The 14,990-nt window shown below is 72.1% G+C and carries 14 protein-coding genes; 6 read left to right on the plus strand and 8 right to left on the minus strand.

What is annotated here, in order from left to right; all coding sequences use genetic code 11:
* Positions 1 to 63 precede the first annotated feature (63 nt).
* Complete coding sequence (locus tag AB5J51_RS19885; protein WP_030302361.1) at positions 64 to 522, minus strand: SseB family protein; 459 nt, start codon at positions 520 to 522, stop codon at positions 64 to 66.
* 183 nt (positions 523 to 705) lie between these two features.
* On the opposite strand from AB5J51_RS19885, the gene AB5J51_RS19890 reads away from it, so the two are divergent.
* The 3 genes from AB5J51_RS19890 (at position 706) to AB5J51_RS19900 (ending at position 4,840) form a co-directional block, all read left to right on the plus strand.
* Positions 706 to 2,532 carry an acyl-CoA dehydrogenase gene (locus tag AB5J51_RS19890; protein ID WP_369780282.1) on the plus strand — a complete coding sequence of 609 codons (1,827 nt, stop codon included), beginning with the start codon at positions 706 to 708 and terminating at the stop codon, positions 2,530 to 2,532.
* Positions 2,533 to 2,696: 164 nt separating this feature from the next.
* Positions 2,697 to 3,446 (plus strand): hypothetical protein, encoded by a 750-nt coding sequence (locus AB5J51_RS19895; protein ID WP_053789410.1) that lies wholly within the window; start codon positions 2,697 to 2,699, stop codon positions 3,444 to 3,446.
* A gap of 101 nt (positions 3,447 to 3,547) precedes the next feature.
* Positions 3,548 to 4,840 (plus strand): M18 family aminopeptidase, encoded by a 1,293-nt coding sequence (locus AB5J51_RS19900; protein ID WP_053789411.1) that lies wholly within the window; start codon positions 3,548 to 3,550, stop codon positions 4,838 to 4,840.
* Positions 4,841 to 4,975: 135 nt separating this feature from the next.
* Here the strand turns inward: AB5J51_RS19900 and AB5J51_RS19905 are convergent, their stop codons facing one another.
* The 4 genes from AB5J51_RS19905 to AB5J51_RS19920 form a co-directional block, all read right to left on the minus strand.
* Positions 4,976 to 6,811 carry an NHL domain-containing thioredoxin family protein gene (locus AB5J51_RS19905; RefSeq protein ID WP_369778205.1) on the minus strand — a complete coding sequence of 612 codons (1,836 nt, stop codon included), beginning with the start codon at positions 6,809 to 6,811 and terminating at the stop codon, positions 4,976 to 4,978.
* A gap of 66 nt (positions 6,812 to 6,877) precedes the next feature.
* Positions 6,878 to 7,399 carry a DUF4240 domain-containing protein gene (locus AB5J51_RS19910; RefSeq protein WP_053789415.1) on the minus strand — a complete coding sequence of 174 codons (522 nt, stop codon included), beginning with the start codon at positions 7,397 to 7,399 and terminating at the stop codon, positions 6,878 to 6,880.
* Positions 7,400 to 7,427: 28 nt separating this feature from the next.
* Positions 7,428 to 8,231, minus strand: coding sequence for a hypothetical protein (locus tag AB5J51_RS19915; RefSeq protein ID WP_053789416.1), 804 nt, complete (start codon positions 8,229 to 8,231; stop codon positions 7,428 to 7,430).
* 77 nt (positions 8,232 to 8,308) lie between these two features.
* Positions 8,309 to 9,088 (minus strand): carbon-nitrogen family hydrolase, encoded by a 780-nt coding sequence (locus tag AB5J51_RS19920; RefSeq protein ID WP_133897421.1) that lies wholly within the window; start codon positions 9,086 to 9,088, stop codon positions 8,309 to 8,311.
* Positions 9,089 to 9,237: 149 nt separating this feature from the next.
* Between AB5J51_RS19920 and AB5J51_RS19925 the strand changes: the two genes are divergently transcribed.
* A complete protein-coding gene (locus tag AB5J51_RS19925; RefSeq protein ID WP_053789418.1) occupies positions 9,238 to 10,068 on the plus strand; it encodes a maleylpyruvate isomerase family mycothiol-dependent enzyme in 831 nt (276 codons plus the stop codon).
* A 128-nt stretch (positions 10,069 to 10,196) separates the two neighbouring features.
* Positions 10,197 to 11,234, plus strand: a complete 1,038-nt coding sequence (locus AB5J51_RS19930; RefSeq protein WP_369778206.1) for a helix-turn-helix domain-containing protein — start codon at positions 10,197 to 10,199, stop codon at positions 11,232 to 11,234.
* Positions 11,235 to 11,381: 147 nt separating this feature from the next.
* On the opposite strand, the gene AB5J51_RS19935 is transcribed toward AB5J51_RS19930, so the two are convergent.
* On the minus strand, positions 11,382 to 12,677 hold the full coding sequence (locus AB5J51_RS19935) for a nitrate/nitrite transporter (protein ID WP_369778207.1): 1,296 nt from the start codon (positions 12,675 to 12,677) through the stop codon (positions 11,382 to 11,384).
* Positions 12,667 to 13,347 carry a GntR family transcriptional regulator gene (locus tag AB5J51_RS19940; protein WP_369778208.1) on the minus strand — a complete coding sequence of 227 codons (681 nt, stop codon included), beginning with the start codon at positions 13,345 to 13,347 and terminating at the stop codon, positions 12,667 to 12,669. The genes AB5J51_RS19935 and AB5J51_RS19940 overlap by 11 nt, the downstream gene beginning before the upstream one ends.
* 145 nt (positions 13,348 to 13,492) lie before the next feature.
* On the opposite strand from AB5J51_RS19940, the gene AB5J51_RS19945 reads away from it, so the two are divergent.
* A complete protein-coding gene (locus AB5J51_RS19945; RefSeq protein WP_136226004.1) occupies positions 13,493 to 14,680 on the plus strand; it encodes a DUF418 domain-containing protein in 1,188 nt (395 codons plus the stop codon).
* On the opposite strand, the gene AB5J51_RS19950 is transcribed toward AB5J51_RS19945, so the two are convergent.
* A complete protein-coding gene (locus AB5J51_RS19950; protein WP_369778209.1) occupies positions 14,655 to 14,978 on the minus strand; it encodes a protease inhibitor I42 family protein in 324 nt (107 codons plus the stop codon). The genes AB5J51_RS19945 and AB5J51_RS19950 overlap by 26 nt on opposite strands.
* Positions 14,979 to 14,990: the final 12 nt, after the last annotated feature.

Genomic DNA, 14,990 nt, shown 5'->3' on the forward strand with positions numbered 1-14,990 from the left:
ATTTCCCCGGGGCCCGAAGCCGTTCACCTGCGCCTACGGCGCCCGTCCCAGCCGTACGCGCTGCTAGCCGTACATGCGGCGCATCGCGAAGTCGACCATCTGCTCCACGGCCTTCGCGTCGAAGACCATGCGGTGGTCGCCCTCCATGTCGAGGACGAAGCCGTAGCCGGTCGGCAGCAGGTCGATCACCTCGGCGCCGGTGATCACGAAGTACTTGGACTCCTTGCCGGCGTACCGGCGGAGCTCCTTGAGCGTGGTGAACATGGGGATCACCGGCTGCTGCGTGTTGTGCAGCGCCAGGAAGCCCGGGGTCTCGCCGCGCGGGCAGTAGACCTTCGACGTGGCGAAGATCTGCTGGAAGTCCTCGGCGGACAGCGACCCGGTCGTGAAGGCCCGCACCGCGTCGGCGAGCGACGGCGGCGAGGGCTCGGGGTACAGCGGCTGCTCGCCGTACCCGCCGGCCATCTGCTGCGGGGCGGCGTACTGCTGCCCTGCGCTCACGTTCTGGTCGTAGCCGTACATAGGGCGAAGCCTACCGAGCGCCCCGGGCCCCGTGGACGCGCATTCCCGCCAGGGTTGCGGCTTGACCCTGGTCACAGTCGACGGGCAGGGGGTTGCGTCTTATTACCCGCGGGTAGCATCATGACATTACCGATTGGTATGTACGAGGAACCTGTCTTCCCGAGCCTTAACGGAGCCGTCGCCATGGGGCACTACAAGTCGAATCTCCGCGACATCGAGTTCAACCTCTTCGAGGTGCTCGGCCGCGACAAGCTGTACGGCACCGGACCGTTCGGTGAGATGGACACCGACACCGCGAAGAGCGTCCTGTCCGAGATCGCCCGCCTCGCCGAGAACGAGCTGGCCGAATCCTTCGCGGACGCCGACCGCAACCCGCCGGTCTTCGACCCGGCCACCAACACCGCGCCCGTACCGGCGTCCTTCAAGAAGAGCTACGAAGCCTTCATGGACTCCGAGTACTGGCGCCTGGGCCTGCCCGAGGAGATCGGCGGCACCACCTCGCCCCGCTCCCTGATCTGGGCCTACGCGGAGCTGCTGCTCGGCTCGAACCCGGCCATCTGGATGTACTCCTCCGGCCCGGCGTTCGCCGGCATCCTCTTCGAAGAGGGCAACGAGGCGCAGAAGAAGGTCGCGCAGATAGCGGTCGAGAAGCGCTGGGGCTCCACCATGGTCCTCACCGAGCCGGACGCCGGTTCGGACGTCGGCGCCGGCCGCACCAAGGCCATCCAGCAGGAGGACGGCTCCTGGCACATCGAGGGCGTCAAGCGCTTCATCACGTCCGGTGAGCACGACATGGAGGAGAACATCCTCCACTACGTCCTCGCCCGCCCCGAGGGCCACGGCCCGGGCACCAAGGGCCTGTCCCTCTTCCTCGTCCCGAAGTTCCACTTCGACTGGGAGACCGGCGAGCTGGGCGAGCGCAACGGCGTGTACGCGACGAACGTCGAGCACAAGATGGGCCTCAAGGCCTCCAACACGTGCGAGATGACCTTCGGCGACCAGCACCCCGCCAAGGGCTGGCTGATCGGCGACAAGCACGACGGCATCCGCCAGATGTTCATGATCATCGAGTTCGCCCGCATGATGGTCGGCACGAAGGCCATCGCGACGCTCTCCACCGGCTACCTGAACGCCCTGGAGTACGCCAAGGAGCGCGTGCAGGGTCCGGACCTGGCCAACTTCATGGACAAGACCGCGCCCAAGGTCACCATCACGCACCACCCCGACGTGCGCCGCTCGCTCATGACGCAGAAGGCGTACGCCGAGGGCATGCGCGCCCTGGTCCTGTACACCGCCTCCGTCCAGGACGCGATCCAGCTCAAGCAGGCCGCGGGCGAGGACGCCTCCGCCGAGATCGGCCTGAACGACCTGCTCCTGCCGATCGTGAAGGGCTACGGCTCGGAGCGCTCGTACGAGCAGCTCGCGCAGTCGCTGCAGACCTTCGGCGGTTCCGGTTACCTCCAGGAATACCCGATCGAGCAGTACATCCGGGACGCCAAGATCGACACCCTCTACGAGGGCACCACGGCGATCCAGGGCCAGGACTTCTTCTTCCGGAAGATCGTCCGCGACCAGGGCGCCTCGCTGAACGTCCTCTCCGAGACGATCAAGAAGTTCCTGGCCGAGGCCGCCGGCGGCGAGGAGCTGGCCGGCGCCCGCGACGCGCTCGCCAAGGCCGCGGTCGACCTGGAGGCCATCGTCGGCCAGATGATCGTCGACCTCACCGCCACCGGCGAGGACGTCAAGAACATCTACAAGGTCGGCCAGAACACCACCCGCCTGCTGATGGCGTCCGGTGACGTGGTCGTCGGATACCTGCTGCTCAAGGGCGCCGCCGTGGCCGCCGAGAAGCTGGCGGGCGCCTCCGCGAAGGACGTCACGTTCTACACCGGCAAGATCGCGGCCGCGAAGTTCTTCGCCTCGCAGGTCCTGCCGAACGTCTCGGTCGCCCGCGCGCTGGCCGAGGGCGTCGACAACTCCCTGATGGAGCTCGACGAGGCCGCGTTCTAGTCACCCGGCTGCGCCGCCGCACGCACTGGTACGCCGACGGCCGGACCCCTGCAGGGGTCCGGCCGTCGGCGTACCGGCCGCGCACGGGCCACGTACGGGCCCGCGTACGGGCGGCCACCGGCGGCATTCACAGGTTGTCGGTGGTTCGTGGGACGCTCGTAGACATGAGCCCAGCAGAGCAGCACGGCAACAGCAGGGGGTACTCCGTCCCGACCGGGCGGCCGTACGCCCTCAAGGAGCTGCAGGCCGCCCTGGGCAGCCTCGGCGACCATCTGCGGGAGCTGTACGACGGCGCCCACCCCGCCGAGTACGAGGCCGTCGCCGACGCCCTCTACACCGCGTTCCAGACCGCCGCCGGGCTCGCCCCCGCCAAGAGCTACACCGGCTGCTCCGAGCACCCCAACGGGGCCCTCGACCCCGAGGCGCCCGACGGCTGGGGCCGCTGCCTGATCTGCAACGACCGGCGCCGCCTCGGACTGCGCTCCCAGGGCGCCCGCGGCGTCCGTGCGGCCTCCGCCGCCCCGCCCGCCGGGGAACAGCGCCGGCTGGGCTATCCCGTGCCCGACCCCCCGTACACCCTGCAGGCCCTGCGCGACCACCTCCGCACCGTCGAGGACCGCCGCTTCCACCTGGGCTTCTCCTCCCCCGCCGAGGAGTTCGTACGGATCGCGGACGATCTCCACCGGGCGTTCATCGTGGCCCGCGAACTGTCCCGCCCCCGCAACGCCTCCGGCTGCTCCGAGCACCCCGGCGCACCCATCGATCCGGACGCGCCGCCCGGTGAGGCCTGTATCTTCTGCGCCGGACGCAAGAGACGCGCGCAGCGCTCCGCGACGACCCCGGAGATGCTCCCGCGCATCCGCCGGGGCGAGCGACGGCAGCTGCAGCGCCGATTCGAGCGCCCGCCGGGCTGAAAAGCCGCCGGGAAGTGGACCACACAGCCCGCGGCCCCGGCGCTCCGGCTATCCGCCGCAGTCCGACCATGGCGAACACGACCGTCGTTAAGGTGAACCACATGAGCTCTCCCGCCCGCTTCGACCGCGGACACACCGACGATCTGATGACCTTCCTGACGGCCAGTCCGTCGCCGTACCACGCCGTGGCCAACGCGGCCGAGCGGCTGGAAAAGGCAGGCTTCAGGCAGTTGTCGGAAACGGACGCCTGGGACTCGGGCAGCGGGGGCCGGTTCGTCCTCCGCGGCGGAGCGCTCATCGCCTGGTTCGTCCCGGAGGGCGCGGCCGCGCACACCCCGTTCCGGATCATCGGCGCGCACACCGACTCCCCCAACCTCCGCGTCAAGCCGCTGCCTGACACGGGATCACAGGGCTGGCGGCAGATCGCCGTCGAGATCTACGGCGGCCCCCTGCTCAACACCTGGCTGGACCGGGACCTGGGCCTGGCGGGCCGGCTGAGCCTGCGCGACGGCAGCGAGCGGCTGGTGAACGTGGACCGCGCACTGCTGCGCGTCCCGCAACTGGCCGTCCACCTGGACCGGTCGGTCAACAGCGACGGCCTCAAGCTCGACAAGCAGCGCCACATGCAGCCGATCTGGGGCCTGGGCGAGGTCCAGGAGGGCGACCTCATCGCCTTCCTGGAGGAGGAAGAGGGCCTGCCGCAGGGCTCGGTGGCCGGCTGGGACCTGATGGTCCACTCGGTCGAGCCGCCGTCGTACCTGGGACGCGACCGGGAGCTCGTCGCCGGCCCGCGCATGGACAACCTGCTCTCGGTGCACGCGGGCGTCGCGGCGCTGGCCGCCGCCTCGGCCGCCGACAAGCTGGACCACATCCCGGTGCTGGCCGCCTTCGACCACGAGGAGACCGGCTCGCAGTCGGACACGGGAGCGGACGGCCCGCTGCTGGGGAACGTGCTGGAACGTTCCGTCTTCTCGCGCGGAGGCACGTACGAGGACCGCGCGCGGGCCTTCGCGAGCACCGTCTGCCTGTCCGCGGACACCGGCCACGCCGTGCACCCCAACTACGCGGAGCGGCACGACCCCTCGCACCACCCGCGCGCCAACGGCGGCCCGATCCTGAAGGTCAACGTCAACCAGCGGTACGCGACGGACGGCAGCGGGCGCGCGGTGTTCGCGGCGGCGTGCGAGCGGGCCGGCGTGCCGTGGCAGACCTTCGTCTCGAACAACTCGATGCCCTGCGGCACGACGATCGGCCCGATCACGGCCGCCCGCCACGGGATCCAGACGGTGGACATCGGCGTGGCGATCCTCTCGATGCACAGCGCCCGCGAACTGTGCGGTGCGGACGACCCGCACCTGCTCGCGAACGCGCTGCTGGCCTTCCTGGAGGGCTGACGCCACCGCGCCGCCGTACGGAGGCGCGCACTGCGCCGCCTGCCGGGACGCCGGGTCGGCGGCGCGGGCACGGGAAGCACGAAGGCTGAGCCCGTCCGGCTAGGGCCCCGCAGCGGGGCCCGAGCCGGACACCGGCTAGGAGTCCATGCCGGCCAGGACGAGCGGGAGGCGGCTCGTGCCGTCCGCCGTGACGGTCACCGGTACGCCCCAGTCCTGCTGGTGCACGTGGCAGGCCGGGTACTCGTTGGCCGGGTCGTCGTCGCACGACGCCGCCATGGCGGACACGTGCAGCACGCCCTCGGTGACGTCCGGGTTCAGGGCCAGCTCCCGGAACAGGTCCGTCCCGGCCCCTTCGCCCGCCACCAGCAGCTCCGGCGGGGTCGAGGAGACCAGCAGCCGCGTCGACGGCCCGTAGCGGGTGTCGAGCTTCTGCCCGGTCGGCGCCTGGAACACCACGTCGAGCCGCAGCGTGCCCGGGGCGACCTCGGTGGCGGCCCGCTGGGTGCGGTGCGCGACGGCGTCGACCCGTACGGCCTCCTCCGGCAGCCGCAGCCGGGTCAGCCGGTGCCGGGCCGACTCGACGACCACGATGTCCTCGCCGACCAGCACGGCGTCGCTGGGCTCCCGCAGATCGGTGGCCAGCGTGGAGACCTGGCCGGTCGCCGGGTCGAAGCGGCGCAGCGCGTGGTTGTACGTGTCGCACACCGCGACCGAGCCGTCGGCCAGTGCGGTCACCCCGAGCGGGTGCTGGAGCAGGGCCTGGCCGGCGTCGCCGTCGCGGTGCCCGAAGTCGAACAGGCCGGTCCCGACGGCGGTCCGTACGGCGTACCCGTCACCGTCGGGCTCCACGTACCGCAGGGCGCTGTTCTCGGAGTCGGCGATCCACAGCCGGTCCCCGGCGGCCGCGAGCCCGGACGGCTGCGCGAGCCAGGCCTCGAGGGCGGGTCCGTCGTGCAGGCCCTCGCTGGTCGTGCCCGCGGCGACGGCCACGGTCCCCGCCTCCGGGTCCCAGGTCCACAGCTGGTGCACGCCCGCCATGGCGATCCACACCTTGCCCTGCCACCAGGCCACGTCCCACGGGGACGACAGGTCCACCTCCAGGGCCGGCCCGGAGGCCGGGGACCCCTGCCACCACTGCCGCCCGGTGCCGGCGACGGTCTCGACGGCGCCGGTCGCAGGGTCGAAGCGGCGCAGCGCGTGGTTGACGGTGTCGGCGACGACGACGGAACCGTCGGGCAGCAGGGCCAGGCCCTGGGGCTCGCTGAAGGCGCCCGGTCCGAAGCCGCGCTCGCCGCTGCCGATGCGCCGCACGACGCTCTCGCCGTCGGGGCCGAGCTCCACGAGCTGGTGCCGCGTCGAGTCCGACACGAGCAGGTTCCCGGACGGCAGCACGAGCGCCTTCCCGGGGAACCTCAGGTCGGTCGCCACCGGCTCGGGCGCCACGTACGGCCCGTCGCCGCGCCGCAGCGTCCCCTTGGCCTCGTGCTCTGCCTCGAGCTCCTCCACGAGTCGCGCAAGGGCGTGCGCATGCCCTTCACCGGCGTGCTGCGCGACGATGTACCCCTCGGGGTCGATCACGACGAGCGTCGGCCAGGCCCGTACGGCGTACTGCTTCCAGGTCGCGAGCTCGGGATCGTCCAGCACGGGGTGGTGCACCTCGTACCGCTCGACGGCATCGACGACGGCCGCGTGCTCGGCCTCGTGCACGAACTTCGGCGAGTGGACCCCGATGATCACGACGGTGTCGCGGTGCTTCTCCTCGAGCTCCCTCAGCTCGTCCAGGACATGCAGGCAGTTGATGCAGCAAAAGGTCCAAAAATCGAGAATCGTAATCCGTCCCCGCAGGTCAGCGAGGTTCAGATCCTTCCCACCTGTATTCAGCCAGCCACCCTTGCCGATCAGCTCGGGGGCACGGAGACGGGCACGGCGGGGCGCGGGCGCGGGGGTGGGCGCCGGGACGGCATCGTTCATCCTTCAAGCTTGCCATCCGCGCATGAACGCCCGATCACGGCCGTACGACGGCACCCGCTGCGGGCTCTAGTCGAAGAGGGCGCTCAGGCGGGGGAGGCGGGGGGCGGTCTGGGTGGGGTCGTCGAAGTCGAAGTCCCAGGCCGGGTCCAGCGGCGGGTAGCTGATCGTGAAGGAGTCCGACGGGAGTTCGCGGCCCGTGGCCGATTCGTACGCCGTCCAGGCGATCGAGAGGGCCTCCTCGTCCCACAGCTCCAGGCCCTCCGCCGCCGCCTCGCGCACCGCGGGGTGGTCCGCCAGGGAGTCGGGGTCGGCCAGGGCGCGGGCGAAGGCCTCCTCGCCCTGGGTCAGGAGCCAGCCGCGGAAGTAGTCGAAGCCGTCGTCCGAGCAGCCGCCGTTGATCACGTACGCCGCGGCCCAGAGCGGGCTGCGGTACGACTCCGCCAGCAGGTCCCACAGGACCTGCTGGGCGGCGGCTATCTCGGCCTCGGGGCAGCGCGCCAGCAACTCCGCGGCGCGCGCCGCCACCTCGTCCGGTCCGGCCTCGGACCGGGCCGTGTCGATCAGCTTCCAGAACGTCTGCTTGTCCATGGGGGAAGCGTGGCATCTGCCTCTGACATCAGACGGTGACGAAGGAGTGAAGGGATTCTGTGAGAGCGGTGACGAAGGCCTCCCGCACCGCCGCGGACACCAGGTCCAGGGAGAGGTACGGGTTCAGGTCCTCGAGCTCGACCAGGAGCAGCTCGCCCGAGGGGGCGCGGCAGGCGTCCACCCGCTGGATGCCGTGCGAGAGGGTGTTCCACTCGATGAAGCCGCGGGCGAAGTCGAGGTCCGCCGGCGTGGCCTCGTACGGCTTCAGCTCCCAGCGGCGGGCCGGGTCCGGGGCGTAGAGGGCGTACTGGAAGGCGTGGTCGACGAAGTAGAAGGAGACCTCGTACGCGAAGTCGATGCGCGGCTGGATGAGGTTCTCGCCCGCCGGGCCGGCCGGGTGCGGGGTGAAGGTCAGGCCTATGGAGTCGGCGCCCTGCTTGGGCTTCACCGCGTACGAGGGCGACGCGGGGAGCAGCGCGAGGTCCGCGGGGTCGTCGATCGTGGGGATCACCGGGTAGCCGGCGGCCGTGAGGTCGAGGAGGTACTGCTTGCCGGCCATGTCGCCGCGACCGGTGAGCGGGTTGTAGACGCGGGTGCCGGCGGCGAGGGCGGCGGCGCGGAAGGAGTCGTACGCCTCCTGGTAGTGCAGGACCGGGCCGCTGTTGCGGACGATCACCGCGTCGAAGCCCGTCATCATGCCCGCCGCGTCCAGCGGATGGCACAGGGCCAGCGGGAAGTGCTCGCGCAGGCGGGAGGTGAGGAGGATGTCCTCGTCGCAGTACCGGCGGCCGCGTGCCGGGTACGCCAGGTCGGTCACATAGAGCAGGGGCATGGCCGCAACCTATCGCGGGCGTCGATGCGGGCACGAAATACCTGGTCCGGGACAAAATGCCGGCCCTCGGGGACGACTCAGCGTCCCAGGCGGCGGTCCTTCAGGGCCGGGAACTGGTCGCGGGTCTCGGTGACCTTTGCCGGGTCCAGGTCGACCGTGAGGACGTCCTCGCCGGGGCCCGCCTCGGCCAGGACCTCGCCCCAGGGGTCCACCACCAGGCTGTGCCCGGCCTGCTCGACGCCGGCGTGCGTACCGGCCAGCCCGCAGGCCAGGACGTACGACTGGTCCTCCACGGCCCGCGCCCGGTTCAGCAGGGTCCAGTGGGCGCGGCGGCGGGCCGGCCAGCCCGCGGCCACGACCATCGTCGTGGCCCCGGCGTCGACCAGGCCGCGGAACAGCTCGGGGAAGCGCAGGTCGTAGCAGGTGGCGATGCCGAGGGTCTGCTCCGGCAGGGTCACGGTGGTCAGGGAGTCGCCGGCCGTCATCAGCACGGCCTCGCCCTGGTCGAAGCCGAAGCGGTGGATCTTGCGGTACGTGGCGGCCAGCTCGCCGGACGGGGAGAGGACGAGGGCGGTGTTGTAGAGCGAGCCGTCGCCCGCGCGCTCCACGACCGATCCGGCGTGCAGCCAGACCCCGGCGTCGCGAGCCGCCTTGGACATCACCTCGTACGTCGGGCCGTCCAGCGGCTCGGCCTCGGTCTCGAACTGCTCGTACGCGAAGGCACCCACCGTCCACAGTTCGGGCAGGACGACCAGATCCGAGCCGGCCTGATCCCGTACGAGATCGGCCACCCGGGCACGTCGGGAGGCGACCGACTCCCCGTCGGTCACCGCGATTTGGATCAGCGAGGCGCGCACAGTACCACCGTCCTGGCATTCAAGCCGTCAACTCGGGCCTACGATCGTCACACGAAAGCACTGCCGGGGTGCTCACCGGCAGCGTAGTTTTGGAAGCTGTCCACACGCTTCCAGAAAACGCGCCACTGAACAGCACGCGAGGGGTCCCGTTGACCGTCCAGCCGCATCCCAGCCTCCAGCCCTATGCCGACGCGTGGACGCACTCCATCGAGGCGATATCCGAGCTGGTCCTCCCCCTGACGGAGGGCGAGTGGAACCGGGCGACGCCGTGCCCCGGCTGGTCCGTCCGTGATGTGGTGTCACACATCATCGGCATCGAGTGCGAGCAGCTCGGGGACCCGCGGCCGATCCACACCGTGGCGCGGGACCTGCGGCACGTGGTCGACGAGTTCACCCGGTACATGGAGGTGCAGGTCGACGTCCGGCGCCACCACACCGCGCCGGAGATGACCTCGGAGCTCGAGTACACGATCATCCGGCGGTCGCGACAGCTGCGCAACGAGAAGCGGGATCCGGACACCATGGTGCGGGGGCCGCTGGGCGACCAGGTGACGCTGGAGCTCGCGCTGCGGCTGCGGGCGTTCGACGTGTGGATCCACGAGCAGGACCTGCGGGCGGCGCTGGGCGCGCCGGGGAACTGGGACTCGCCGGGGGCGTACGTGGCGCGGGACATCCTGCTGGCCGGGCTGCCGAAGGTGGTCGCGAAGCTGGCGGGTGCGCCGGCGAACTCCGCGGTGGTGATCGACGTCCACGGCCCGGTGGAGTTCATGCGGACGGTACGGGTGGACGCGGAGGGGCGCGGGACGGTGGACGGGACGCCGTCGCTGGGCCCGGCGGTGACGCTGACGATGGACTGGGAGACGTACGTCCGCCTCGCGGCGGGGCGCGTCCGGCCGGGCGCCGTCGCGGACCGGGTGAAGACGGAGGGCGACCCGGAGCTGGCCGCGGCCATCCTGGCGAACTTCGCCGTCACCCCCTAGAGAGCGTCCACGGCACCCCCCGCTCGCGCCTCGCGGCGGCCGAGAACCGCTCCTGTCGATGTCACGTCCCTGTCATGGGCGGGACAACGCAGAGCGGGAGAAAGGGGTTTCCGGGGGTGTGGTCAAGGATGTCGGCTGCGGCGGTACCGGCGCCGGAGCGGCTCGACTGGTTCACCGATGTGATCGCGCAGGAGCTCGTGCCCACGGCGATCCGCAGTGAACGCGTCCGGGACTTCTGGGCCGAGGCGTCCGTCCTGGACCTGGGCGGGGTGCAGGTGTCGTCGTTCGAGTTCAGCTCGCTGCGCTCGCAGCGCACCGCGGCCCACGTACGGCGCAGCGATCCCGAGCAGTACCAGCTGGGGCTCGTGACCACCGGGGCGATGTCGCTCGCGCAGAACCGGGGCGAGTCGGGTCTGTTCACCGGGGACCTGGTGCTCTGGGACACCTCACTGCCGATGGAGTCGGTGGCCGTCCCGGACGTGGAGGCGGGCCGGGTCCGGGCGATCATCCTGTCCTTCCCGCGCGAGGCGATGCCGCTCCGCGGTGCCCGGGTCGAACGGCTGCTGGCGCAGCGGATCGCGGGCGGGTACGGCATGGGGGCGATCCTCGCCCAGTACATGAAGTCGCTGGCGGCGCACGCGGCCGACTGCGGGCCGGCGGAGCTGGCCCGGCTGGGCACGGTCGCCCACGACCTGGTCGGCGCCTGCCTGGCCGGGCAGCTCGGCGTGCAGGACGAGCTGTCGCCCGAAGCCCGCACCCGTGCCCTGCTGGAGCGGATCGAGGTCTTCGTCGACCACAACCTCGGCGATCCGGAGCTGACGCCGTCGGCCGTCGCAGCCCGGCACGGCATCTCGCTGCGCCGTCTGCAGCAGCTGTTCCGGGACCGGGGCGAAACGGTGGCGGCCGGGATCCGGCGGCGCCGGCTGGAGCGGTGCCGGGCCGATCTCGCGAACCCCGGGCTGTTCGGCAGTCCCGTCCACACCGTGGCGCGGCGGTGGGGGTTCACCAACGCGTCCGTGTTCAGCAGGGCGTTCCGGGAGGCGTACGGAACGAGCCCCACCGAGTTCCGGCACCAGGCGGTTCAGGACGCGCTCGCGCTTGCGCTTGCGCGCAACATCAACGAGCCCTGCGCACCAGGCACACCCGGGGGCGTCGTGCGGCCGTAGGGTCGGCATGGCCCGGGCCGGGCGGGATTGGACGGGGGTCTGTCCCGCCAGGCCCTGCCGGGGGCTGGGCGGGCTTCGGGTGCGGCGCCGCCGCGCAAGCGGCCCCGGCTGCGCCGGGCTTCCGGGGCTCCGCCCCGGACCCGCGCCTCAAACGCCGGCGGGGCTGGATTCGGTGAGTTCCGTCGTGGGCGGAGCCGTCTGCAGGCCCGTGCGTTCCGCTCGCAGGGCCGCCGGGTGGAGGCGGAGGATTTGGGTCAGGCCCAGCAGTTGGACCGCGAAGACCGACGAGAAGGCGATCCGGTAGTCGTCGCCGGTGGCGTCCAGCAGGAGGCCGACCGCCAGCAGGGTGGTCATCGACGCCAGGAAGCCGCCCATGTTGGTGATGCCCGACGCGGTGCCCTGGCGTTCCGCCGGGTTCGCCGGGCGGGCGAAGTCGAAGCCGATCATCGACGCCGGGCCGCACGTGCCCAGGACCGCGCACAGCGTGACGAGGAGCCACATCGGGGCGTGGGGGGCGGGGTAGGCCAGGACCGAGGCCCACAGCACCGCCGTCAAGGCGATCGTGCCGAGCGCCAGGGGGATCCTGGCCGACTGGCGGCGGCCGATCAGCTGGCCGTAGAGGAGCCCGAAGCACATGTTCGAGGCCACCACCAGCGTCAGCAGCCCGGCCGCGGTGGTCCGCGCCAGCCCTTGGTCCTCGACCAGGAACGGCATCCCCCACAGCAGCAGGAACACCATCGCCGGGAACTGGGTCGTGAAGTGCACCCACAGGCCCAGCCGGGTCCCGGGTTCCTTCCAGGAGTCCCGTATCTGGCGCCGTACGAAGCCCCCGTCCCCGGACGGTGCCGACGCCGGTTCGTGGCCCTCCGGGTGGTCCTTGAGGAAGAGGACGAGGGGGATCAGGACCGCCACGCCCGCCACCGCGCTGCCCGCGAACGCCGGGACCCAGCCGACCCCGTGCAGGACGGGGGCCAGCACCAGCGTGGAGACCAGGTTGCCGGCCATGCCGACCAGGCCCGCCAGCTGCGCCATCAGCGGGCCGCGCCGGGCCGGGAACCACCGGGTGCCCAGCCGCAGCACGGAGATGAAGGTCATCGCGTCGCCGCAGCCGAGCAGGGCGCGCGCGGCGAGGGCCATCCCGTACGACGGCGCGAGCGCGAAGCCGATCTGGCCGGCCGTGAAGAGGACCGCGCCCAGCGTCAGCACCTTCTTGGTGCCGAGCCGGTCCACCAGCAGGCCGACCGGGATCTGCATGCCCGCGTAGACCAGGAGCTGGAGGAGAGAGAACGTCGAGAGGGCGGAGGCGTTGACGTGGAAGCGGTCCGCCGCCTCCAGGCCGGCCACGCCCAGGCTGGTACGGAAGATCACCGCGACGAAGTAGACCGCGACGCCTATGGACCAGACCGCCACCGCCGCGCGGCCGCCCCGCGGATCACCGGTCATGACGGCTCGTGCCCGCGCCCCGCACCAGCGCCTCGACCCGGCCCACGTGGCCCCGTACGGCGGCGGCCGCGGTCTCCGCGTCCCCGGCCCGCAGCGCCGCCAGGATCTCCGCGTGCTCGGCCAGCGTCCGCTCCACGCGCTCGGGGTGTGCGTGCAGCAGGGCCACGCCCATCCGCAGCTGGCGGTCGCGGAGCTGGTCGTAGAGGCGGGAGAGGATCGCGTTCCCGGCGCTCTGCACGATCTCGGCGTGGAAGCCCCGGTCGGCGGCCATCATCGCGGCGAGGTCGCCCTCGGCCGCGTGCCGGCGCTGCTCCTCCAGCAGTTCGGCGAGCCGCTCCAGCAGGCCGGGCGGCGCTGGCACGGCCCTGCGTACGGTGAACTCCTCGACCAGCAGCCGGGTTTCGATGACGTCGGTGATCTCCTGCGCGGAGACCGGCAGCACCAGCGCGCCCTTCTTCGGGTACAGCTTCAGCAGCCCCTCGGTCTCCAGCCGCAGCAGCGCCTCGCGGACCGGCGTACGCGACACCCCGACGGCGTCGGCGAGTTCGCCCTCGGTGAGGAGGGTGCCGCCCTCGTAGCGGCGGTCCATCAGTACGGCCTGCTTGACGTGTCGGTAGACGCGTTCTGCGGCAGTGGCAGCGGGTGGGGCGGCGGGCGCGGCTGGCGGCATGCGCACAGGATAGATACGTGAGGGGTGCACCGGTCGCCCCGTCCGGGATGTGGACGGCCGCCCCGGACCGCTGCATCGAAGGATGTACCCGGGCTTCGTCCACCCGCAGGACGTACGGGGCCCCGCGCGCCGGGACGCTGAAGTCATGGCCCACACGACCCTCGTCGCCCCCGCGGCGACCTCGACCCGGCTCCCGCTCCTCGACGTCCTGCGCGGCGCCGCCATCCTCGGCACGCTCATGACCAACGTCTGGATCTTCGCCTCCCCCGGTTCCGAATGGGGCGTGCTCCAGGGCGGCCTGGACCTGCCCGACCCGGTCGCCGACCCGGTCGCCGCCACCATCGCCGAGACCGTGTTCCGGTTCCTCGCCGACGGGAAGTTCCTGTCCCTCCTGACGATCCTGTTCGGGGTGGGCCTGGCCATCCAGTACGACTCCGCCGTGCGCCGTGGCGAGCCGTGGCCCGGGCGCTACCCGCGGCGGGCCGCGTTCCTCTTCCTGGAGGGGACCGTTCACTTCGTCCTGATCTTCGCCTGGGACGTGCTGATGGGGTACGCCGTCACCGCCCTGCTGGTGGCCTGGCTGCTGGCCCGCTCCGAGAAGGTGCGGCGCGTGGCGATGTGGACCGCGGGCGGGGTGCACCTGACGCTGATCGGCCTCCTGACGCTCGGGAACCTGGCCGAGCCGGAATCCGGGCCGCCGCAGGCCCCGGATCCGGCCGCGGTCCGGCTGTACGCCCACGGCGGCTACCCCGAGCAGATCGCGTTCCGGCTCGGCCACGCCCTCGCCCTGCGCATCGAGCCCGTCTTCTCCTTCGGGCTCCTGGTCTTCCTGTTCCTGCTGGGGGTCCGGCTGTACCGCGCCGGGGCCTTCGGGCAGAGCGCCGAGGGGCGCCGGATCCGGGTCCGGATGGCCGGATGGGGGCTCGGCCTCGGACTGCCGCTGGGCGCCGCCGCGGCGCTCGGGGGCGCCGACTTCTTCGCCCTGGGCCGGTACGGCATCGCCCCGCTGATCGCCGTCGGGTACATCGGCCTGATCGGCTGCGCCCTGGACCGGTTCCGGGTCCCCGGGGCCGGGGCCCTGGGCGGCGTCGGGCGGACCGCGCTGTCCTGCTACGTCGGCCAGAACCTGCTCTGCATGCTGCTCTGCTACGGCATCGGGCTGGGCCTCGCCGACCGGCTGGGCGGGAGCGGGCCCTGGTGGGTGATGGGCCTGTGGGCGGCGGTGAGCCTCGTCCTGGCCGCCGGCTCCCGGCTCTGGCTGCGCCGCTTCGACCGGGGCCCGCTGGAGGCCGTACAGCACTGGGCGCTCAGCCCGCGTGGGCCGCGCTCGTGACCTCCACCTCCAGCACGAACTCGTCGTACGGGGCCTCCTGCGGGTACGGCGGCCGGATCTGCGCGAAGCGGATCCGGGCCCGCCCGCCCGGGCAGCGGCCCCGGACGGCGTACGTGCGCTCCAGCGGGGCGCCGGGGAGGACCTCCGCGGGCGGCGGGGCCTCGCTGACCTCGCTCACGGAGACGGCGTCCGCGTCCCCCGTGACCTGCCAGGTCCACACGTACCCGCGCGCCCCGCGCCCGGTGAGCCGCAGCTCGTACGACTCACCGGCGCCGAGGGCGACCTTGCGCACTTCCACCCGCGACGACCT

The organism is Streptomyces sp. R33, from assembly GCF_041200175.1.
GTDB classification, from domain to species: domain Bacteria; phylum Actinomycetota; class Actinomycetes; order Streptomycetales; family Streptomycetaceae; genus Streptomyces; species Streptomyces katrae_B.

Bases quoted from the DNA above. Each gene is read 5' to 3' on its own strand.
- AB5J51_RS19885 (WP_030302361.1), bottom strand. From the start codon at position 522: ATGTACGGCTACGACCAGAACGTGAGCGCAGGGCAGCAGTACGCCGCC.
- AB5J51_RS19930 (WP_369778206.1), top strand. From the start codon at position 10,197: ATGTCGGCTGCGGCGGTACCGGCGCCGGAGCGGCTCGACTGGTTCACC.
- AB5J51_RS19945 (WP_136226004.1), top strand. From the start codon at position 13,493: ATGGCCCACACGACCCTCGTCGCCCCCGCGGCGACCTCGACCCGGCTC.
- AB5J51_RS19895 (WP_053789410.1), top strand. From the start codon at position 2,697: ATGAGCCCAGCAGAGCAGCACGGCAACAGCAGGGGGTACTCCGTCCCG.
- AB5J51_RS19910 (WP_053789415.1), bottom strand. From the start codon at position 7,399: ATGGACAAGCAGACGTTCTGGAAGCTGATCGACACGGCCCGGTCCGAG.
- AB5J51_RS19900 (WP_053789411.1), top strand. From the start codon at position 3,548: ATGAGCTCTCCCGCCCGCTTCGACCGCGGACACACCGACGATCTGATG.
- AB5J51_RS19905 (WP_369778205.1), bottom strand. From the start codon at position 6,811: ATGAACGATGCCGTCCCGGCGCCCACCCCCGCGCCCGCGCCCCGCCGT.
- AB5J51_RS19890 (WP_369780282.1), top strand. From the start codon at position 706: ATGGGGCACTACAAGTCGAATCTCCGCGACATCGAGTTCAACCTCTTC.
- AB5J51_RS19935 (WP_369778207.1), bottom strand. From the start codon at position 12,677: ATGACCGGTGATCCGCGGGGCGGCCGCGCGGCGGTGGCGGTCTGGTCC.
- AB5J51_RS19940 (WP_369778208.1), bottom strand. From the start codon at position 13,347: ATGCCGCCAGCCGCGCCCGCCGCCCCACCCGCTGCCACTGCCGCAGAA.
- AB5J51_RS19915 (WP_053789416.1), bottom strand. From the start codon at position 8,231: ATGCCCCTGCTCTATGTGACCGACCTGGCGTACCCGGCACGCGGCCGC.